16 protein-coding genes are annotated in these 20,778 nt (G+C 60.2%); 11 read left to right on the forward strand and 5 right to left on the reverse strand.

All coding sequences use genetic code 11. The annotated features are described in order from the left end of the window. Positions 1-19: 19 nt before the first annotated feature. The 6 genes from moaD (at position 20) to rraA (ending at position 6,759) form a co-directional block, all read left to right on the forward strand. Positions 20-277: a molybdopterin converting factor subunit 1 gene (moaD, locus tag BCF11_RS23320; RefSeq protein ID WP_098496847.1), complete on the forward strand. Its 258-nt coding sequence runs from the start codon at positions 20-22 to the stop codon at positions 275-277. A gap of 27 nt (positions 278-304) precedes the next feature. After that, entirely contained in the window at positions 305-793 is a 489-nt protein-coding gene (gene moaE / locus BCF11_RS23325) for a molybdopterin synthase catalytic subunit MoaE (protein ID WP_098496848.1), read from the forward strand. A gap of 382 nt (positions 794-1,175) precedes the next feature. After that, on the forward strand, positions 1,176-1,385 hold the full coding sequence (locus BCF11_RS27765) for a hypothetical protein (protein ID WP_143751428.1): 210 nt from the start codon (positions 1,176-1,178) through the stop codon (positions 1,383-1,385). A 177-nt stretch (positions 1,386-1,562) separates the two neighbouring features. Beyond that, a complete protein-coding gene (clpB, locus tag BCF11_RS23335; RefSeq protein WP_098496850.1) occupies positions 1,563-4,166 on the forward strand; it encodes an ATP-dependent chaperone ClpB in 2,604 nt (867 codons plus the stop codon). Positions 4,167-4,426: 260 nt separating this feature from the next. Then, the gene (locus BCF11_RS23340) at positions 4,427-6,238 is read left to right on the forward strand and encodes a sensor domain-containing diguanylate cyclase (protein ID WP_143751430.1); all 1,812 of its coding nucleotides are present in this window, start codon (positions 4,427-4,429) and stop codon (positions 6,236-6,238) included. A gap of 26 nt (positions 6,239-6,264) precedes the next feature. Further along, positions 6,265-6,759, forward strand: coding sequence for a ribonuclease E activity regulator RraA (gene rraA / locus BCF11_RS23345; protein WP_098496852.1), 495 nt, complete (start codon positions 6,265-6,267; stop codon positions 6,757-6,759). A 143-nt stretch (positions 6,760-6,902) separates the two neighbouring features. On the opposite strand, the gene BCF11_RS23350 is transcribed toward rraA, so the two are convergent. Together BCF11_RS23350 and BCF11_RS23355 are read right to left on the reverse strand one after the other, a co-directional pair. Further along, positions 6,903-9,266, reverse strand: a complete 2,364-nt coding sequence (locus BCF11_RS23350) for a xanthine dehydrogenase family protein molybdopterin-binding subunit (protein ID WP_098496853.1) — start codon at positions 9,264-9,266, stop codon at positions 6,903-6,905. Further along, a complete protein-coding gene (locus BCF11_RS23355) occupies positions 9,263-9,727 on the reverse strand; it encodes a (2Fe-2S)-binding protein (RefSeq protein ID WP_098496854.1) in 465 nt (154 codons plus the stop codon). Before BCF11_RS23355 ends, BCF11_RS23350 begins: the two co-directional genes overlap by 4 nt. A 222-nt stretch (positions 9,728-9,949) precedes the next feature. Here BCF11_RS23355 and BCF11_RS23360 point away from each other — a divergent pair, with 222 nt between their 5' ends. Continuing rightward, positions 9,950-12,010: an OPT family oligopeptide transporter gene (locus BCF11_RS23360; RefSeq protein WP_098496855.1), complete on the forward strand. Its 2,061-nt coding sequence runs from the start codon at positions 9,950-9,952 to the stop codon at positions 12,008-12,010. A 116-nt stretch (positions 12,011-12,126) separates the two neighbouring features. Here the strand turns inward: BCF11_RS23360 and BCF11_RS23365 are convergent, their stop codons facing one another. Next, positions 12,127-13,176 (reverse strand): DMT family transporter, encoded by a 1,050-nt coding sequence (locus BCF11_RS23365; RefSeq protein ID WP_098496856.1) that lies wholly within the window; start codon positions 13,174-13,176, stop codon positions 12,127-12,129. A 35-nt stretch (positions 13,177-13,211) separates the two neighbouring features. Next, positions 13,212-13,901: a helix-turn-helix transcriptional regulator gene (locus BCF11_RS23370; RefSeq protein ID WP_098496857.1), complete on the reverse strand. Its 690-nt coding sequence runs from the start codon at positions 13,899-13,901 to the stop codon at positions 13,212-13,214. Between the two features lie 127 nt (positions 13,902-14,028). On the opposite strand from BCF11_RS23370, the gene BCF11_RS23375 reads away from it, so the two are divergent. The 4 genes from BCF11_RS23375 to BCF11_RS28425 all read left to right on the forward strand — a co-directional run bounded on the left by BCF11_RS23375 (position 14,029) and on the right by BCF11_RS28425 (position 19,498). Beyond that, positions 14,029-15,420: an MFS transporter gene (locus BCF11_RS23375; protein WP_098496858.1), complete on the forward strand. Its 1,392-nt coding sequence runs from the start codon at positions 14,029-14,031 to the stop codon at positions 15,418-15,420. 120 nt (positions 15,421-15,540) lie between these two features. Continuing rightward, positions 15,541-16,155, forward strand: a complete 615-nt coding sequence (locus BCF11_RS23380; protein WP_098496859.1) for a molybdopterin-dependent oxidoreductase — start codon at positions 15,541-15,543, stop codon at positions 16,153-16,155. A 160-nt stretch (positions 16,156-16,315) separates the two neighbouring features. Then, positions 16,316-16,999 carry a methyltransferase domain-containing protein gene (locus BCF11_RS23385; RefSeq protein WP_143751432.1) on the forward strand — a complete coding sequence of 228 codons (684 nt, stop codon included), beginning with the start codon at positions 16,316-16,318 and terminating at the stop codon, positions 16,997-16,999. Positions 17,000-17,293: 294 nt separating this feature from the next. Continuing rightward, positions 17,294-19,498 (forward strand): FkbM family methyltransferase, encoded by a 2,205-nt coding sequence (locus BCF11_RS28425; RefSeq protein WP_233212612.1) that lies wholly within the window; start codon positions 17,294-17,296, stop codon positions 19,496-19,498. 74 nt (positions 19,499-19,572) lie between these two features. Here BCF11_RS28425 and dinB read toward each other — a convergent pair whose 3' ends face one another. Then, a complete protein-coding gene (gene dinB / locus BCF11_RS23395; protein WP_098496861.1) occupies positions 19,573-20,730 on the reverse strand; it encodes a DNA polymerase IV in 1,158 nt (385 codons plus the stop codon). Between the last annotated feature and the right edge of the window lie 48 nt (positions 20,731-20,778).

Here is a 20,778-nt window from a genome sequence, read left to right on the forward strand (position 1 = left end):
GATCAATAATGAGAATGCAATGAAAATCGAGCTGCGTTTTTTTGCCAGCCTGCGCGAGACGCTCAAACGGTCGCAGGAAGTGCTGGAGTTGCCCGAGGCGGTGACTACCGTTGGCGCTGTGCGCGCGCATTTGCGCGCCCGCGGCGGCGTCTGGGCCGAAGCGCTAGCGGACGGCCGCGCGTTGCGGATGGCTTTCAATCAAGAGTTGGCGCACCCCGATACCGTCGTCACCGACGGTGGCGAAGTCGCATTTTTTCCGCCGGTCACCGGCGGCTGATGTATTGCCGGCAATGAGGTACTGACTATGCCAATCCGTGTCCAGATTGAAGATTTCGATTTCGCCGCCGAGCTGGCGCAACTGCGGCAGGGCAATCCCAGGATTGGCGCCGTTGTCAGTTTTCTGGGCACCGTGCGCGATCTGAACGACGGCAGCAGCGTCGCCCAGATGGAGCTTGAGCATTATCCCGGTATGACCGAGAAGGCGCTGGCCGCCATCGTCGCCCAAGCCAAGCAGCGCTGGGAAATCTTCGACGCGCTGGTGATACACCGCATCGGCCCCTTGCTGCCGCAGGACCAGATCGTGCTGGTGGCTGTCACCTCGGCGCATCGCGGCGATGCCTTCGCCGCCTGCGAATTCATCATCGACTATCTCAAGACCGAAGCGCCGTTCTGGAAGAAAGAGCACACCGAGCAAGGCGCGCGCTGGGTCGATGCGCGCAGCAGCGACGATGAAGCGCTCGCCAAATGGGAGCAGGACGGCTTGCCTTTACCTATGCGTGAAAGCAAGAAATGAGCTGGCTGGCAGTCGGCATAGGCGCTGTCTTGGGCACCTGGCTTGGCGCCTGTCAAAACCAGCTGCCATAGGGTACTTTGCTGCTGTGCATCGCCGATTTTGCCACCTATCGCGTCTTGACCTCCTAGTTTCAGAAATTCCTTAGCCAAGTCGCCGAAAATAGGCCGGAATGTTGTTCAAAATGACATTGATGTGTCTTTTGACGCAGCGTCGGCTAGCCGGGAGCCGGCGCGTTTGCCTCGGCATATCCAACGATTTTTTTGGGGGGCGTCATATGGAAGCCAGGTCCAAAGTGCCATACTTCAGGGGCGAAAGTGGCAGCAGGAGAATTCAGCCCGCGCCTCCATTTGACGGCGGCGATGGCGGTGGCTATGATGACGGAATGGAAACCAGAGTCGGGAAGCTTGAAGAGTTTGTCAACGACGCGCGGGATCGCCTGACGCGCATAGAGACGCGCCTGGACCAGACGGCGACAAGCGCCGAAATGCACAAAGAGATGACAGATCAAACCTGGCGGCTGGTAAGCTTTGTGTGCGGATTCGGCACCGCGCTGGTGGCGGCGACCTACTACATGGCGACGCAGATCAGGTAATTTGTATTGAGACCATTCTCCTGGCCCTTCCAAGTGAAGGGCTTTTTAACGTCTTGTCCGATGCTATTTTTTCTTTGATAGCGATAGCGACCTATTCTCCAGCTTAGTTTGTCTGCACGCGCTTGAAATCAGCCGGCATGTCCCAATTTTCTATCTATCAGATATTTTGGAGGAACCATGCGTTTCGATAAACTAACCACGAAGTTGCAGGAAGCGATTTCCGACGCGCAGAGCCAAGCGGTCGGTAACGATAATCAATACATAGATCCGGTGCATGCCTTGATCGCCCTGTTGAACCAGGACGATGGCAGCGCCACTTCGCTGTTGCAGCGGGCCGGGGTCAACGTTGCGGCGCTGGGCGCCGGGCTCAAGGCTGCGCTGGACCGTCTGCCCAAGGTCAGCGGCAGCGGCGGTGAAGTGCAGATCGGACGTGAGCTGCTGGCTTTGCTTAACCTGGCCGACAAGGAAGCGCAAAAACGCGGCGATCAGTTCATCGCCAGCGAAATGCTGCTGCTGGCCCTGCTCGACGATAAATCCGATGCAGGCCGGCTGGCGCGCGAAAACGGCCTCACGCGCAAGGCGCTGGAAGCGGCAATTACGGCAGTGCGCGGCGGCGCCAATGTTGCGTCGCAGGATGGCGAAGGGCAGCGCGAAGCATTGAAAAAATACACTTTGGACCTGACCGAGCGGGCGCGTCTCGGCAAGCTCGATCCGGTGATCGGCCGCGACGATGAAATCCGTCGCGCGATCCAGATCTTGCAGCGCCGCAGCAAGAATAATCCGGTGCTGATCGGCGAACCCGGGGTCGGCAAGACCGCGATTGTGGAAGGGCTGGCGCAGCGCATTGTGAATGGTGAAGTGCCCGACAGCCTGAAATCCAAGCGCGTCTTGTCGCTCGACATGGCGTCCCTGCTGGCGGGCGCAAAATTCCGCGGCGAGTTCGAAGAACGCCTGAAAGCCGTGCTCAAGGAAATTGCCCAGGACGAGGGCCAGACCATTGTCTTCATCGACGAGCTGCACACCATGGTCGGCGCCGGCAAGGCGGAAGGCGCGATGGATGCCGGCAATATGCTGAAACCGGCGCTGGCGCGCGGCGAGCTGCATTGCGTCGGCGCCACCACCCTGGACGAATATCGCAAATACATCGAAAAGGATGCGGCGCTGGAACGCCGATTCCAAAAGATCCTGGTGGATGAACCTAGCGTCGAAGCCACGATTGCGATCCTGCGCGGCTTGCAGGAAAAATACGAAGTCCATCACGGGGTGGAAATCACCGATCCGGCGATCGTCGCGGCGGCGGAATTGTCGCATCGCTACATCACCGACCGTTTCTTGCCTGACAAGGCGATCGACCTGATCGATGAAGCGGCGGCCAAGATCAAGATTGAAATCGATTCCAAGCCGGAGGTGATGGACAAGCTCGACAGGCGCCTGATCCAGCTTAAGATCGAGCGCGAGGCCGTGCGCCGCGAGAAAGACGAAGCGTCGCAAAAACGCTTCACCCTGATCGAAGACGAAATCGAGAAGCTGTCGCGCGAATATGCCGACCTGGAAGAAATCTGGAAGTCGGAGAAAGCCAGCGCCCAGGGCAGCAAGCATCTGAAAGAGGAAATCGAGAAGCTGCGCCTGCAGATCGACGAGGCGACTCGCAACAGCGACTGGCAAAAGGTGTCGGAACTGAAATACGGCAAGCTCAACGAGCTGGAGAAAGCGCTGGAGGCGCAGTCGAAGCAGGATGCGCTGGCCGCGCAGCATCCGGATCCCGAAGGCAAGCCGCAACTAGTGCGGACTCAGGTCGGCGCTGATGAAATTGCCGAGATCGTGTCGCGCATGACTGGCATCCCGGTGTCGAAGATGCTGCAGGGCGAGCGCGAGAAACTGGTCAATATGGAGGCAGAACTGCATCGCCGAGTGGTGGGCCAGGACGAGGCTATCGTCGCTGTCTCGGACGCCATCCGCCGTTCGCGCGCCGGCCTGAGCGATCCTGACCGGCCCTACGGTTCCTTCATGTTCCTAGGCCCGACCGGCGTCGGCAAGACCGAGTTGTGCAAGGCGCTGGCCAGCTTCCTGTTCGACAGCACCGATTCGATGATCCGCATCGACATGAGCGAATTCATGGAGAAGCATTCGGTGGCTCGGCTGATCGGCGCACCGCCGGGCTATGTCGGCTACGAGGAGGGTGGTTACCTGACTGAACTGGTGCGGCGCAAGCCCTACAGCGTGATCTTGCTGGATGAGATTGAAAAAGCCCATCCGGACGTATTCAACGTGTTGCTGCAGGTGCTGGACGACGGTCGCATGACCGACGGCCAGGGCCGTACCGTGGATTTCAAGAATACGGTTATCGTGATGACATCGAATCTCGGTTCGCACCGGATCCAGGCGATGGAAGGCAGCGATCCGGCAGTAGTAAAAATGGAAGTAATGGCGGAAGTAAGGAACCATTTCCGTCCAGAGTTTATCAACCGTATAGATGAAATCGTGGTGTTCCATGCGCTCGACGAGAAAAACATCGGTGCGATTGCCCTGATCCAGCTGAAGATACTGGAGCAACGCCTGGCGAAAATGGACATGGGCCTGGAAATCTCAGAAGCCGGCCTGCAGAAAATCGCCGAGGCTGGTTTCGATCCGGTGTATGGGGCGCGGCCGCTGAAGCGGGCAATTCAGCAGCAGATAGAAAATCCTCTCTCGAAATTGATCCTGGAGGGAAAATTCGGACCTAAGGACACTGTTCATGTAAATGTTAACAATAGTGAGATTGTTTTTAAAGTAACAACTTAAGCCTGAATTTCGCAGGCGCAAAAGAGTAAAATCGCAACAAGCTTCATCCTGTTGCTTTATAAAGGTCACATGGCGTCGCCGTGTGGCCTTTTTTCAGATTGATGCCGTTTACACTGCTGTCTTGGTGCTGTAATAATCGAATGTTATAAATTGTGCATTTAAGTCTGCTGTAGAGCAGCATTTGCGTTGGTAACGCCAAGATGCAGTAGTAGTTTCTTTAAGTCGGATATTGCCGATTCTTGTGTTATTTCGAGGCAATTTTGAAGCGAACTTCACTGCAACGCTTATTCATTTTGCCGTTTGCAGCGCTATTGTTATGTCTGGCCGTCTCAGTCGGCTGGCTTCTTTATCAGGCTGGCCAGGATGCTACCGATGCGTTATCGCAAAAGGTCCTGGCAGACATGATGGGAGGCATCAACAGTGCAATCAACAGGCAACTTTTCGACGCCGGCGCGGCGTTGCGGGTAGTCGCGCCTGATCAAGTCGCCGATGCCGCCAACAAGACACCGACGCCGATTCCCTTTCCTGCCAATGTACGTCGGCTGGAAGAGCGCATGTGGATTGCCAGCGGCCTGTTTCCCGCGGTGGGCGGCTTTATCGGTTTTGCCGGCACAGACGGGCATTTCGTCGGCATCCGCCGCACCGCCGCCAATGAATTCCGGGTCCGCCTGAGAGGAGCCGGCGACGAGCCCAGCCATTTATACCGCAGTCGTGGTCCGGCAGTTGAAATGACATTTCTCGAGACGGAGGAATACGAGCCGCGCGCGCAAAGCTGGTACCTGAATGCCGCCAGCCAGAAAAAAGATGCCTGGTCGCCGATGTTTGTCGAGGCCGCCAGCAACGAGCCGGCCCTGATGCTGGCGCGGCCAGTGTTTGACGCCAGCCACGATTTGATCGGCGTGGTCGCCAGGGAACTGTCGCTGAAACCGTTGCGAGAATACCTGCAGGCGCTGCCGATGGACAGGAATGGCGTGGCCTATATTGCCGAACGCAACGGCGACCTGGTTGCTGCGTCGAATGGCGAAAATGTGTTCATCCCTGATCCCGGCGGCAAGGACCTGCGTGTCAGGAACGGGCTCGCCAGCATCGCTTCACCGTTCATGCGTCAAAGCTGGCAACTGGTGCAAACCTATCTGCAGAAGCACCCCGGGGTGGTGCCGATTACCGACCCGGTCATTCCCTTGACGCTCAATCCGCCCAAACCTGGCAAGCTTATCGTCGGCGCCTTTCCCAGCGCCTCCGGGCAGATCGAGGTGGCCGCGCAATTGCATCGCGATGCGGCGGGACTGGAATGGATCGCAGTGGTGGCTTTGCCGCGCTCCGATTTCTGGGGCGCGATCAACTCCAGCGTCTACAAAAGCCTGTATCTCGGCCTGCTGGTGATCCTGCTGGCTTTGCTGGCCGGCTACGGGATCTTGCGCTGGGCCTTGCGCGATATCCGCAAACTGACGCTGGCGGTGCGCAGCATAGGCAGCGGCCGGCCGTTTGCCAAGCTGAATATCGACCGCAAGGACGAGATCGGCGAACTGGCCGAGAGCTTCCAGGAGATGGAGCGCCATCTGCGCACCGACCGCCTGACCAGCCTGCTGAACCGCGATTCGCTGATTGCGCAAATTGAATTTCGCCGGCGCACCGACGTCGAGCCGCAGCTGTTCAGGTTTGCGGTGCTGTTCGTCGACCTGGACAAGTTCAAGCAGGTCAACGATCACTACGGCCACGATGAAGGCGACCGGGTCCTGATCGAAGTAGGCCTGCGCCTGCAGAACGCCTTGCGCAAAGAGGATGAAGTAGCGCGCTTCGGCGGCGATGAGTTCATCGTTTACCTGCCGGGCGTCGCCGATGAGGAATCGGCGCTGGCGATTTCGGAAAAAATCTATGCGGTGCTGAACAAGCCGATCCTGATGGCCAATGGCGACCACTGCCAGATCGGCGCATCCATCGGCGGCGCGCTGTATCCTGCCGACGGCCTCGATCTGGAAACCTTGTTGAAAGTAGCCGACAAGCGGATGTATAGTGTCAAGAAATTCGGTGGCTTGACATTTTCGGCTGAGCCGCCCGAAGAACCAAGCTGAACAACACTGCCTGCAACGGAGATGCAATGACTTTCGCCACCTGTGATCTGTGCGACGCCAACGAAGACAAGCTTGGCAGCGCCGCCCTGGCGGTATTGCCGCCGGTGTTTATTTCTCTCGGCAAGCGCCAGGAGTTTTGCGGTCCGGCGCGCACCCTCAAAGTACATGAAGACAATGTGCTGGTGCGCAGCACGCTGGAAACCGCCGGCGACGGCCAGGTGCTGGTGGTCGACGGCGGCGGCAGCCTGCGTTGCGCGCTGGTCGGCGGCAACCTCGGCGTGCTGGCGCAGAAAAACGGCTGGGCCGGCATCGTCGTCTACGGCTGCGTGCGCGATTCGGCGGAACTGAATGCCTGCGATATCGGCGTTCGCGCACTGGCGCTGCACCCGCAACGCAGTGTCCGCAAGGGAGTAGGGGAGCGCGACATCAGCGTCTCGATCGCTGGCGTGACAATCGCGCCCGGCGCCTGGATTTATGCCGATGCTGATGGTGTACTGGTTGCCAGTCAAAAACTTGACTGAATCAGATTGCGCGAGCTGGCTGGATTAACTTGTGCGGACTCGGTGCGCGCCTTGTCATCATGCCGAAACCGTCATGGATGAAATAATAACGGCCATGCACCTCAAGTCGCATGGCCGTTATCCAAGACGCAAGGCGGCTGGGCTCAGCTCTTTTTCAGCTGGTCCCGGATCGGCAGATTGCGGATGCGCTTGCCGGTCGCCGCAAAAATGGCGTTGCACAGGGCCGGCGCGATGGGCGGCGTGCCCGGTTCGCCGACGCCGCCGAGCGGCGTATCGTACATATTGGACTTGGGCGGCACCATGTGCACCCGCAGATCGCGCGGGGCGCTGAAGGCGCGCAGCACTTCGTACTCATGGAAATTGCCTTGCTCGGCGCTGCCGTTCTTGAAGGTGATTTCTCCCGTCAGCGCCAGGCTCAGGCCCATGATGCAGGCGCCCTCGACTTGCGAACGGATGCGGTCCGGCGTGATCTGCGGGCCGCAATCGATCGCCATGTCGACCCGCGGAATGCTGATTTCGCCATCGGCGCCAACCACCACTTCGATTACCGCGGCGACATACGACATGAAACTGTAGGCCACCGCCAGCCCCAATCCATGCCCCTTGGGCAGTTTGCGGCCCCAGCCGGCTTCCTTGGTGGCCAGTTCGACCACTTGCCGCATGCGGCCGGTATCGAGCGGATACAAGGTCGGCGATTCGCCATAGTTGGTGCTGTCCGACATCTCCTGCGGATTGACCTGGCGCGCCGGGCCGATCAGTTCCAGCAGGAATTCGCGGTGGTCGCGCTTGGCTGCTGCCGCAAGTTCAGCGACAAACGACTGCACCGCGAACGCGTGCGGGATGTTGTAGACCGAACGGAACCAGCCGATGCGCGTGTGGGCCTCGACTTCCGGCGCTTCGATGCGGATATTCGGAATCACGAACGGGATATTGATTGCGCCCATGCCCAGTTCGCCTGGCTGTTCGCCCTTGGCGCCGGCGACGAAGGTGGAGGCGATGGTCGGCGCCGCCGTGCGGTGCAGCCACGCCAGCGGCTTGCCTTTGGCGTCCAGCGTGCTTTCCAGGTGCTCCAGCGAGACGGTATGGAAGTAGTCATGGCGCAAGTCGTCTTCGCGCGTCCAGGTCACTTTCACCGGCGCGCCGTCCATGGCTCGCGACAGCAGCGCCGCTTCGGCCGCGAAGTCAGGCTTGGATTTGCGGCCGAAACCGCCGCCCAGCAAGGTCACATTGACTTTAACGGCGTCGGTCTTCCAGCCCAGGCGGTCCGCCACCGTGTCGCGCGTGGCTTGCGGATCTTGCACGCAGGCCCAGACTTCACACTTGCCGTTGGCGGTGCGGGCGGTGGCTGCCGGCGGTTCCATGGTAGCGTGCGCCAGGTGCGGGATGTAGTACTCGGCTTCGATGCGCTTGCCGGCCTGCGCCAGAGCGGCCATGGCGTCGCCGTTGTTGCGCACCACCTTGGCCGGCTTGCGCGCGGCTTCCTGCAAGGTGGTCTTGAAGGCGCTGGAATCGTAGCCGGCGTGCGGGCCGTTGTCCCAGGTGACCTTCAAGGCTTCGCGGCCCTTGATGGCGGCCCAGGTATTACGGGCGATGACAGCGATGCCGCCGAGCGGATTGAACTTGGCTGGCGGCGGGCTGCCTTTCAGCTCGATCACCCGCACCACGCCCGGGATTTTCAACGCTTCGGCGCTATCGAAACTCGCTACCTTGCCGCCGTATACCGGCGGCCGCGCAATCACCGCGTACAGCATGCCGTCCAGACGGGTATCGATGCCGTAGTGGGTATTGCCGGTGACGATGTCATGGAAATCGACGCTGTTGAAGACGTCTTTACCGATATAGCGGAATTGCGCCGGATCCTTGAGCTGCACCTGGGTTGCCGACGGCACTTTCAGCTTGGCGGCGTCGACCGCCAGCTCTCCGTAACCGAGCTTGCGGCCGCTCTTGACGTGCAGCACTTCATGATTCTTGGTGGTGAGCTCCGCTTCCGGCACGCTCCAGCGCGCCGCCGCTGCCGATACCAGCATCGCGCGCGCGGTGGCGCCGACCTGGCGCATCGGCGTAAAGAAGTGGCGCATGCTGCGCGAGCCGTCGGTATTCTGGTTGCCGTAACGGCTTTCGTCGGCGTTGGCTTGCACCACGCGCACCCGGCCCCAGTCGGCGTCGAGTTCATCGGCCACCACCAGCGGCAGGCTGGTGCGGATGCCTTGCCCCATTTCAGAGCGGTGGGCAATGATGCTGACGATGCCGTCGGCGCCGATGGTGACGAAAATCAGCGGATCGTTGACGGTGCCTCCTGGCATGCCGGCGCCGCCGTATTTTTTGACTGGAGCGGCGGCGTCGGCCGCACTGACCAGGCCGTTGACGCCGACCGTCAGCGCCAGTCCGGCAAATGCGCCGACTCCTTTGAGCCAGGTGCGGCGACTGATGGAGGCGATGGCCGGGGTTTTGTCGTCATCGCTATTGGTGTTAGCGCTATCTTTATCGAAATCGAAAGCGGCGCTCATTTTGCTGCTCCTTTATCCGCAACCTGCTTGATGGCCGCGCGAATCCGGGTATAGGTGCCGCAACGGCAGATATTGCCGCTCATGGCGTCGTCGATTTGCTTGTCGGTCGGCTTGGCGGTGGTTTTCAGCAAGGCGGTGGCGGACATGATCTGGCCGGCCTGGCAATAGCCGCATTGCGGCACGCCCAAGGCAATCCAGGCTTCCTGCACCGCATGGCCCACCTTGTCTTCGGCCATCGCCTCGATGGTGGTGACTTTCTTGCCGGCAGCGGCGCTGATCGGCGTGATGCAGGAGCGGATCGGCTCGCCGTCCAGATGCACTGTGCACGCGCCGCACAAGGCCATGCCGCAGCCGAATTTGGTGCCGGTCAGGCCGACGTGGTCGCGCAGGGTCCACAGCAGCGGGGTGTCTTCGGGCAGATCGATATCGTGCTGTTTGCCGTTGATGTTCAGGCTTGTCATGGCTTTTACCTTTCCAACTTGGGGTTGATAAGCTATTGAAGGACATTGAAAGAGTTATCCCCTACAGTGTAGCTTATTTGATAACATGCGTTTCTGAATCCTGAGCTGATTTTGTCTGGCAGCTTCCCACCGGGGCATTGTAGACCGAAGTCAAATTTTTGGATGGAGAGCAACTGTTTCGAGGATAATTAGCGCATTGCAATTTTTAGTGATGGAGTTTCGATGTCCGATTTGCTTAGTAAAAATGGGCGCATAGCCGATAATGTTTCGCTGCCGGAATTGACGGTACGCGGCATTATCCTCGGCGCTTTGATAACCGTCGTCTTTACTGCCTCCAATGTCTATCTGGGCCTGAAAGTCGGCCTGACTTTTTCTTCCGCCATTCCCGCCGCCGTGATTTCCATGGCAGTGCTGCGCATGTTCAAGAGCGCCAACATCCTTGAAAACAATATGGTGCAGACCCAGGCTTCGGCCGCCGGCACCTTGTCTTCCATTATTTTCATCCTGCCTGGCCTGGTGATGATCGGCTACTGGCAAGGCTTCCCTTACTGGCAAACGCTGGCGATCTGCGCCGCCGGCGGCATGTTGGGTGTGATGTTTACGATTCCCTTGCGCCATGCGATGGTGGTGCAGAGCGATCTTCCCTATCCGGAAGGCGTGGCGGCAGCGGAAATCCTGCGTGTCGGCAGCGCCGATGTTGAAGTCGATGCGGCCAGCGGTAAGCCTGGCGCGAAAGCCGAAACCGGCATTGTCGACATCATGGCCGGCGGCGTAGTCGCCGCGGTCGTGACCCTGGCTTCATCCGGTTTCCGCATTTTGAGCGAGGGCATCAGCCTGTGGTTTGCCGCCGGCCCTGCGGTGCTGCGGATTTCCAGCGGCTTTTCGCTGGCCCTGCTGGGCGCCGGCTACCTGATCGGCATCGTCGCCGGCATCGCCATGCTGATCGGCCTGCTGATCGCTTGGGGCGTCGCCGTGCCGGTGCTGACTTCGATGCATACCATTCCGGACGGCATGACGCTGGCCAAGTACGCTACCGGCTTGTGGAGCAAGGATGTGCGCTTCATCGGCGCCGGCACCATCGGCGTGGCTGCGGTGTGGACCTTGATTACCTTGTTCAAGCCTATGATGGAAGGCGTCAAGACTTCCTTCCGGGCCTTGAGCGGAGGCAACGGCCGCATCAACATCCCGCGCACTGAACAAGATATGTCGCCGGCCTGGATCGTCGGCATCACGCTGGTGCTGGTGGCGATCCTGGTCGCCACCTTCGGCAGCTTCCTCAGCGCCGCACCGCTCAGCTCGGGCGTGATGTGGGGGCTGGTGGCTTACAGCGTCCTGTTCGCCGTGATTTTCGGTTTCCTGATCGCCGCCGCCTGCGGCTACATGGCCGGTCTGATCGGTTCGTCCGCCAGCCCGATTTCCGGCGTCGGTATCGTCGCCGTGGTGCTGGTCTCCTTGCTGATCCTGCTGGTCGGCAGCGCCGACGGTCTGCTGGCTACCGAAACCGGCAACAAGCTGGGGATTGCCCTGGCGATCTTCACGACTTCCGCAGTGATTGCCGTGGCCACCATTTCCAACGATAACCTGCAGGATCTGAAAACCGGCTGGCTGGTCGGCGCTACCCCTTGGCGCCAGCAGGTGGCCTTGCTGATCGGCTGCGTGGTCGGCGCCGTGGTGATTCCGCCGGTGCTGGAACTGCTGTACAACGCCTATGGCTTCGCCGGCGCCATGCCGCGCGCCGACATGGACGTGGCGCATGCCTTGTCGGCGCCGCAGGCGACCCTGATGACGGCGATCGCCACCGGCATCTTCACCCACCAGTTGAACTGGGACATGATCCTGATCGGCCTCGGTCTAGGCGTGGCGCTGGTGATCGTCGATGAAATCCTGCGCCATCGCGGCGGCATGGCCCGCTTGCCGGTACTGGCAGTCGGCATCGGCATCTACCTGCCGCCGACCGTGGCGTCGACCCTGGTGCTGGGCACCTTGCTGGCCTGGGGCATCGAGCGTATTCTGAAGAAGCGCGCGCAGCAAAAGGGCTTGCCTTACGAGCAGTACGCCGAACCGTCCAACCGCCGCGGCGTGTTGCTGGCGTCCGGCCTGATCGTCGGCGAAAGCCTGGTCGGCGTGGTGCTGGCCGGAATCATCGGTTTCAGCGGCACGGATTCGCCGCTGGCGCTGGTGGGACCTGCGTTCGAGGGTACCGCGCAATGGCTGGGCCTGATCGTGTTTGTGGCGGTGGCCTGGGTCTTCGCGCGGCGGGTGTTGAACGCAAAGACGCAATAAGCAACGCAAGGTCCGGACCGGACCTTGCCGCGGTTAAATGGATCGTCTGATGTACGTGGTTTTATCGCGTGGATCAGCCGGTCCATTTTCTTTGGCCCGGCAAATCCTGCAAGGCCTCAGTGCCTGTGCTGGTGATGGATGTCGGGATAGTGCGCGTGGCTATGGCTGATCGGCAGATGACGGTGCGGATGGCTGTGCGGTTCGCGCCCATCCCAGGCGAAATCGTGTTCGTGCTGGTGATGCAGGTCATGGCTGTGGCTGTGGCCGTGCTCGATTTCCTCGTGGGTATGCGGATGCTGGTGACGTTCCGTCAGGTGCAGCCAGATGCCGAATCCCATCAATGCGGCGGCCAGCCAGAACATGCCGCCGACAGCCTCATGCAGGACCAGCAGCGAAATCGCCGCGCCGATGAAGGGCGCCGCCGAGAAATAGGCGCCGGTGCGGGCGCTGCCAAGATGGCGCAGCGCTAGCACGAACAGCACCAGGCTGAGGCCGTAGCCGCTGAAACCGATCAGCGCCGCGGCGCCTATCCTGGCAATGTCCGGCAGGGTTGCCCCTAATAGCAAAGCCAGCGCCAGGTTCACCAGGCCAGCCACCAAGCCCTTGAGCGCGGCGATCTGTACCGCATTGCTGGCGGAAATTCGTCGCGTCAGGTTATTGTCGATGGCCCAGCACAGGCACGCCGCCAGGATCGCCAGCGGCCCCCAGGGCAGGCCGAATTGCGGCATCTGCTGCCACGACAGCAGCACGCCGGCGAGGACGATGGCAATCATGCCGAGCACGATGCGGCGGTCGAAATTTTCCTTGAACACGAACCAGGCCAGCGCGGCGGTCAGCACGCCTTCCATGTTCAGCAGCAGCGAAGCGCTGGAAGCCGGCGTCTGCGCCAGCCCGAACATCAGCAGCACCGGGCCGGCGATGCCGCCGCTGAGGATCGCTGCCGCCAGCCACGGCAGGTCGGCAGCGCGCAGGCCATCGGCAGCGCCCTGGCTGCCGGCGCGCAGGCGGCGCAGCCCATACCAGAGCGAGAGGCCGAGGCCGCTGCCGAGATACAGCAGGGCAGCCAGCATCACCGGCGGGACCTGACCGACCAGCAGCTTGGCGAAGGGAGTGCTGGCGCCGAAGAAGGCGGCAGCCAGCAATGCGGACAGCACACCTTGATGCATGGACTTTTTTCTCGATAGTTGATGGAGCCGGGCCGCTAGGCCTGGTCCAGAGTGATGTCGAATTCCGCCGTCAATGCGCTGCGGCCCTCGGCGGTGATGGCGACCACGCGCGAATGCTTGCTGCGCGTCAGCCAGCCCAGTTCAATCATGCGCTTGGCCAGCGTCGCTCCCAAAGCGCCGGCCAGATGATCGCGGCGTTCGCTCCAGTCCAGGCAAGGATAGGCGAACTGGCGCCGGCTCTTTTGCAACTCATCGGTGTTGATGCCGAACTGCTTGAACCAGGCTTCGCCTGATGCCGACAGCGCAAACAGGCCGTCATCGGCATTCAGCAAGCCGCGCGCGACCAGCGCTTCGGTCAGGCGGGTGCCCAGCTTGCCGGCCAGGTGGTCGTAGCAAAAACGCGCGGTGCAGATCGCATCGTTGCCGGTGGCCGGGCCAACCCGCTTGCGTTTCGGCGCGAACACCATCAGCGATTCAATCAGGCGCGCCACTTCCGGCGACGCCAGCCGAAAATACTTGTGCCGGCCCTGGCTGGTCATTTCCAGCAGGCGGTCTTCCAGCAGCTGCTTCAGGTGGCTGGTGGCGGTCGCCGGCTTGATCTCGGTGCCGTAGGCCAGCTCCTTGGCGGTCAGGGCGCGCCCCTCCATCAGCAGCGCCAGCATCTGAATGCGGGTAGGGTCGCCTATGGTGCGGGCCAGTCGGCTGAGGTCGGGTTCGTTGTCCATAGTTTGATGGTAACCGTACTGTTGTTGTGTGACAAGCGACCCGGACGCGCTCAGAATCAAGGCTTGCTTACTTTGCGATTGGATGACTGCAATGACTTCTTCTCAATCCGCAACCGCTCTCAAGCCAATGCCCATCGTTGCGAATGAAACAACTGCCGCTGTCAGGTGGACGATTGCCGCCAGCAGCTTCGCCTTCATCATCGTTCAGCTCGACGTCACCATCGTCAACGTCGCCTTGCCGCAGATCGGCGCCGATCTGGGCGCGCGCGTATCGGCCCTGCAATGGGTGGTCGATGCTTACACGCTGGGATTCGCGGTATTTCTCCTGTCGGCTGGCGCACTGGGCGACAAGTTCGGTTCCAAGCGCCTGTTTTTAGCTGGATTTCTATTGTTTGCGCTGGCTTCCATGGCCTGCGGACTGGCGCCGAACGCCGGCTTCCTGAATCTCGCCAGGGCAGTGCAGGGCATAGGCGCAGCCTTGCTGGTGCCAAGTTCCCTGGCGATCCTGAATCACGCCTGCGCCCATGACAAAAAGCTGCTCGCCAAAGCCATCGGCCTCTGGACCGCCGCCGGCGGGGTTTCTATCGCTGCCGGCCCGGTAATCGGCGGCCTGCTGCTGGCGACCGCCGGTTGGCGCAGCATCTTCCTGGTCAATCTGCCGATCTGCGCGCTCGGCTTTTTGCTGACCCTGCGTGTGGTGCCGGCGATCGCCGCCAGCTCGCATGCGCGTTCCTTCGATCCGTTCGGGCAGCTACTGGCGGTCATCGCGCTGACCGGGCTGGTCGGTGCGGTGATTGAATTCCATCCGCTGGGCATGCAGCATCCTCTGGTGATCGCCGGCTTCTGCATCGCCCTGGTCGCCGGCGCCGCCTTCATCATGGTCGAGCGCAAAGTGCCGCATCCCATGCTGCCGCTGAATTTTTTCCACCAGACCAGCTTTACCGCGGCAGTGCTGTTCGGCGTGCTGGTGAATTTTTCCTATTACGGCGTGATCTTCGTCATCAGCTTTTATCTGCAGAAGGTGCAGAACTACAGCGTGCTGCAAGCCGGGTTGGCATTCCTGCCCCTGACCGGCACCTTCATATTCTCGAACCTGGTCAGCGGCTGGCTGATCGGCAAGGGCGGCATTCGCCTGCCGATGGTGCTGGGCGGCCTGATCGGCGCCTCAGGCTATGGCTTGTTAGGCAGCATCGGCGTCGCCGAGCACGCCAGCTTCCTGCACATGCTGCCCGGCTTCGTACTGATCCCGGCCGGGATGGGGCTGGCGGTGCCGGCCATGACCACGTCGATCCTGTCGAGCGTGGAGAAGAGCAGGGCCGGCACCGCTTCGGCGGTATTGAATACCGCAAGGCAGGTCGGCGGTGCGGTCGGCGTCGCGGTATTCGGCGCACTGGTGAGCGATGGCGCGGCCGGCGACATGAGCAGCGGCGTCAGGATCGCTCTGGCGACAGCGACTGTGCTGTTGTTGATTGCGGCAGGGCTAGGTTACCTGGTCAAGCCGAAAACCTCAGCGCAGTAAGCGGCGCTTTGTTGTCGGTTTATTTTTTTGCAAAAAAAATGTCATGGCTGCCTGAAAGCGCTCCTACAATTGCAGATCTCGCGGTGCCTATAGCGAGCTGTTTTCACCAAGGAGCCATGAATGAAGAAACGCCAGTTCATATCAACCGCTGCCGCCTCCATTGCGGGGGCTTTTGGAGTGTCTGCGCTACCGGTATTCGCGGCTGCCGGCACGGCATCGGATGTCAAATCCTCCGGCCCGGCCGTGCTGACCATCGCCGGCGCCATCGAGCGCAGCAACCGCGGCCCGGTCGATGCGGTGATCGACCAGATGCTGCACAAGCAGAACGTGCAATTCAAGCGCGCCTTCGCCTTTGACCTGGCCGCGCTCGACAAGCTGCCCGCGGCGACCATCAAGCCGACGCTGGAATACGACGGCAAGCAGCACCAGCTGCGCGGCCCGCGCTTGACCGCGGTGCTGGACATGCTCGGCGCCAGCAAGGCGGCGGATACCCAGATCGTGTTCCATTCGGTCGACGGCTATATGCCGCAGCTCAGCTTTGCGCAGCTACGGAAATATGACTACATCCTGGCCACGCAGATTGACGGCATGCCGCTGTCGATAGGCGGTTTTGGCCCCATCTTCGCCATTTATGACGCCGACCGCATTCCGGAACTGGCGCAAAAGCCGCTGGCTCAGCGGTTTGCGCTGTGTCCTTGGGGTTTGTACTGCATTGAGGTTGTAACTGGTAAGTAACGCGGCGTCTTGGCACAAGCAATATGTCATTGCAAGACCCCATGGTTTCCTGTTCAACAGTATTCGACGGCGCCTGATTTGACAAATTGCTAAGGCGGCGATAGATTGCTGGCCTTGTACTCACTTCTTTTTTCATACAACGTAGGTTGACGGAGCAAATATGTCTGGAATCTCCTGTGGGATATTCAATGATTTGTATCTCAGGCTGGCTGAAAAAATCGCACCTAAGACCCTGCTGGACATCGGCGCGGGACAGGGGAAATACGCTGAGTTGACACGACAGGCAGGCATCCAGCCGCATATGACCGCCATGGAAGTTGTGCCCGATTACGTTGAGCGTTTCGGATTGCGCGAAAAATACGACGAAGTCTTGATTATGGATGCCGCGCAGATGGTGATCGACAGCTCGTGCAGAAATCGTTTGTACGACATCGTAACGATCGGCGACTGCATCGAGCATATTCCCAAATCGCAGGCGCTCGACCTGCTGAATTTCCTGGCTTACCGTAGCGCCTACACCATCGTGATCGCCCCGGAATTTCTGTACTACGATGTCAGCGGGATGGAGCATTCGGAAGCGCATATCTCGGTATGGTCCGAGTACGATTTCCAGTGGCACGCCCGCTGGGCGTTCATGCGCAGTGAATTCATGCAGATTTTCATATTGCGTGGTTATCAGCCTCATCCGGTATCGCTGGAGGAGCTGGTTGGAAATATCAATACCAAACCGGTTTTCGTACACAAACAAGATGGCAACGTGCATAAGGCCGCCCACCTTGAACTGCGGGTGCGGGCACGCGCCGAGCTGGTCGACGGGGCGCCATATACCTTCAGGAATGCTTGAGCGAGGAACGGCTGTGAGCAACGAGACCCTCGCATGTTCCATTGCCTGATGGCTTTTTGGAAGTCGCCGAGGCGAGGCACCATGGGCGCGCAGGGTCAAGCCTTGCAGTGACACATGATGTTCGATTGTCAGGTGCACATTCGCGGAATCTGATTTCAGGAATGAGTCATTGCACCCATGATTGAATTTGCCGTCCGATCCGGCACGAAAGATAAATTGCGGGGGATTTGATTTTTTCCGATACCCGCAAGTACAAATTGCTATGATGTTGCAATATTCTTTCGATCATAGTCAATGAATCCAAGCCCCGTTTCCTTTCATTCGATCCTGCTTACCGCCGCTGGCGATGAAATCCTGGAAAACCATCGCGCCTATTGCCGGCTGCATGGCTACGCTCATGCCACGCACGCGATCGCCAGCCCGGACAATGGCGCTCGTACGCTGCTGCTTTACAAGTACAGTCTGATTCGAAAAATCCTGACCTCGGCGCCAGCGGACACGACCCTGATTTTTGCCGATGAATCGGCGGCCGTTTACATGCCGCTGCCGATCCAGGAAGTGATCGGCGATGCAGCACAGTGGTTCGCACAGTGCGAATTCCATGATCACCCCGAGGCCTGCTTTTTCGTCATGAAATCCGGCCCGCAGGCGCTGCGCCTGGTCGACGGCGTCCTGGATCAGATGCGCAACATCCCGGACAAGGGGGCGGACCGCTGGAATCATTCTGAACTCGCAGGCATCTCGGCCCAGCCTTACGATCAGCCTGTCGGCGCCGTCAATCGGCCCATCCTGCTGTTCACGCCATTCGGCCATCACTTGCCGGAGCTGTCCGCCTTTGTACTTTCATTCAATCCTAGCGCTCATCAAAACACGCATGATGCCCGGGTGGTCGCGATATTCGTGCGCTATCTCAACGAAGTGCGCGCGCGTAATGGCGTACTCTTCGACGATATTGACACCGACCTTTCGGTGAAACCGGCGCATGAAATCGTCAATCCGGGGAAAGCCGTTGCGCTGGTGACATGCTATACGCCGAATATTGCTCCATACGCCCTCATTTCGGAGCGCAACATCACGGCATATTGCCTGCGTCATGGTTATTCTCACTATATCTATAGGGATCTGCCGCAGGATATGGGGAAGCAAGTCAGCGGCAACTGGATCAAGGCGGCCTTGCTGCTGCGCCATTTCGACGAACACGAGCAGGTGATCTGGGTCGATGCGGACATCCTGATACACGACCTGGCGCGACCGCTGGCGGCTATCACGCAAGGCAAGCCGGTGACGCTGGCGCGCGATGTCTCCGGCCATGCTTTCAATAGCGGCTTCATGGTATTCGGCAATACGCCGGCCTGCCGCGCCTACCTGGAGCGGGTGCAGTCATTGATAGACGCCGTGCCTGACAAGAGCGGCGTCTATGCGTCGGGCGGCGATCAGCGTTTTTTCATCTCGGCGTGGGAAGAAGCAGGCGGGGCGGCGGCCATGCCGCTGTCGGACTGCGTGTCCTTCAATTCGCATCCCGCGCTCTACGATGCCGACAGTTTCATGCTGCATTACATGGGCTACCCCGACCGCTTGCGGGCAGTGGTGATGCGCAACGATGCCCGGCGCGCCGCGCAGCGCACAGTCGCCGTGCCGGCATCGGGCGAGCAATCCGTCTTCATCCAGACGGAAGGACGGCATGGACGCTTTTTCGTCAACCGCAACGATACGCATGTGGGGCGCAGCCTGCAGACCTATGGCGAATGGTCGGAGCCGGAGGTTGCGCTGTTCCAGCAAATTATCAGAGCGGGAGACGTCGTGATTGAGGCCGGCGCCAACCTCGGCTCGCATACGATTTGCCTTTCCAGGCTGGTCGGCGACGGCGGCAGCGTCATTGCTTTCGAGCCGGCGCGCCATACTTTTCAGTTGCTGTGCGCCAACCTGGTCGCCAATGGCTGCATCAACGTCATGGCTATGCAGAAAGCCGTCGGCGCTGAAAGTGGCGAGGTCGAGTTTCCGCTGCTGGATCCACGCCAGGGATGGAATTTTGGCGGCGCCTCGCTGAAATGGCCGTGGGCAGATAAAACGGAGCGTATACCTTGCACGACAGTGGATGCGCTAGAGCTGGAGCGGCTCGATTTCATCAAGGCCGACGTCGAAGGCTACGAACTTGAACTGCTGGCCGGCGCCGGCGCATCCATCTTGCGCCACCGCCCGATGGTGTACGTGGAGATCAACAATACCGAGGTGCGGAATCAAGCCGTCGACAAGTTCGAGAAACTGGATTACTCCTGCTGGTATTACATCACGCCTCTCCACAGCCCCGACAATTGGCATGGACATGAGCACGATATATTGAAGGGTTACTCATTCGATATGGTTTGTGTGCCGAATGAACGGTTCGAAGTGAGCGGCATGCTGCGCGCCGGCATCGATGACGATGTCGTGAAATATCCGGAGGGACAGATTCAATGGATAACGTCTGACTGGCGGCTGGCTCGTATTTCCCGCCGATAGCAGGCGTCGCGCCAACTAATTTGTAAGCATGCAAGCAATCGATATCTGGCCATTCTCGCGACTGCCCGCGAAAACTAATCGTTGTTGAACAGCTCTCCCTGGACAATTGCCGGAGCGCTGTCAGCAAGTTCTTTCCGCGACAGCGCTGTAACCCGCACTCCCAGCAAGCGCAAGCGCCGGTCCAGGGTAACCCGGCGCAGGCATTCCCCCGCAGCCTGGCGGATTGTCGCCGCATCATCAGTGGCATCCGGCAAGGTCAGATCCCGCGTCACGCCGCGGAAATCAGAAAACTTCAATTTGATCCCTATGGTGCGCCCGACATAGCCTTTGCGCTGCAGATCGCCGGCAAGGCGTACGCAGAGATCGGTGAAGATGGGCGTGAGCGTATCGCGGTCCAGCTTGGCGTGCAGGTCCCGTTCAAAGGTCGATTCGCGGCTGATCGACTTGGTTTCCGAACTGGTGACTACCGGGCGCTCATCCAGGCCATGGGAAATGCGCATCAGCCATTCGCTGTAGGTGCGCCCGAAATGGTCTTGCAGCAGAGCCGGGTCGGCGGCAGCCAGGTCGCCGATGGTATGTAGTCCAAGCGCGCTCAGCTTTTCCGCCGCCTTGGGGCCGATGCCGTTGACCTTTTTCGCTGCCAGCGGCCAGATGCGGGCGGCGATGTCGGCCTCGGTGATGATGGTGATGCCGTCCGGTTTTTCCAGCTCCGAGCAAATCTTGGCCAGCAGCTTGTTGGGGGCGATGCCGATCGAGCAGGACAGGCCGGTGGCTGCGCGCACGGCGTCCTTGATGCGCTGCGCCAGCGGCCGGATTGCTTCCTCGTGCTCGCTGAGGTCGATGTAGATTTCGTCGATGCCGCGGTCTTCTATCAGCGGCGCAATCGCGGCCACCGCGTTCTTGAACAGCCGCGAGTAGTGGCGATAGGATTCGAAATCGGTAGGCAGCAGGATGGCGTCCGGCGCCAGCTTGGCGGCTTTCATCATGCCCATCGCGGAAAACACGCCGAGCGCGCGCGCTTCATAGGTGGAGGTGGTGGCGACGCCGCGGCCGACGTAGTCGCGCAGCTTGTGGAATTGCAGTTTGCCGTCGGCGCCGGCCGTGGGCTGGTGGCGCGAACCGCCGCCGATGACGACCGGCTGGCCGCGCAGCTCAGGATAGCGCAGCAGCTCCACCGACGCGTAGAAAGCGTCCATATCCAGGTGTGCGATACGACGAATTGCTGCTTCCATGGGGCATGTGAAATGTAATATTCGATACGGCCATAGGATAGCACTACT

It is taken from the genome of Collimonas sp. PA-H2 (genome assembly GCF_002564105.1).
Lineage (GTDB): Bacteria > Pseudomonadota > Gammaproteobacteria > Burkholderiales > Burkholderiaceae_D > Collimonas.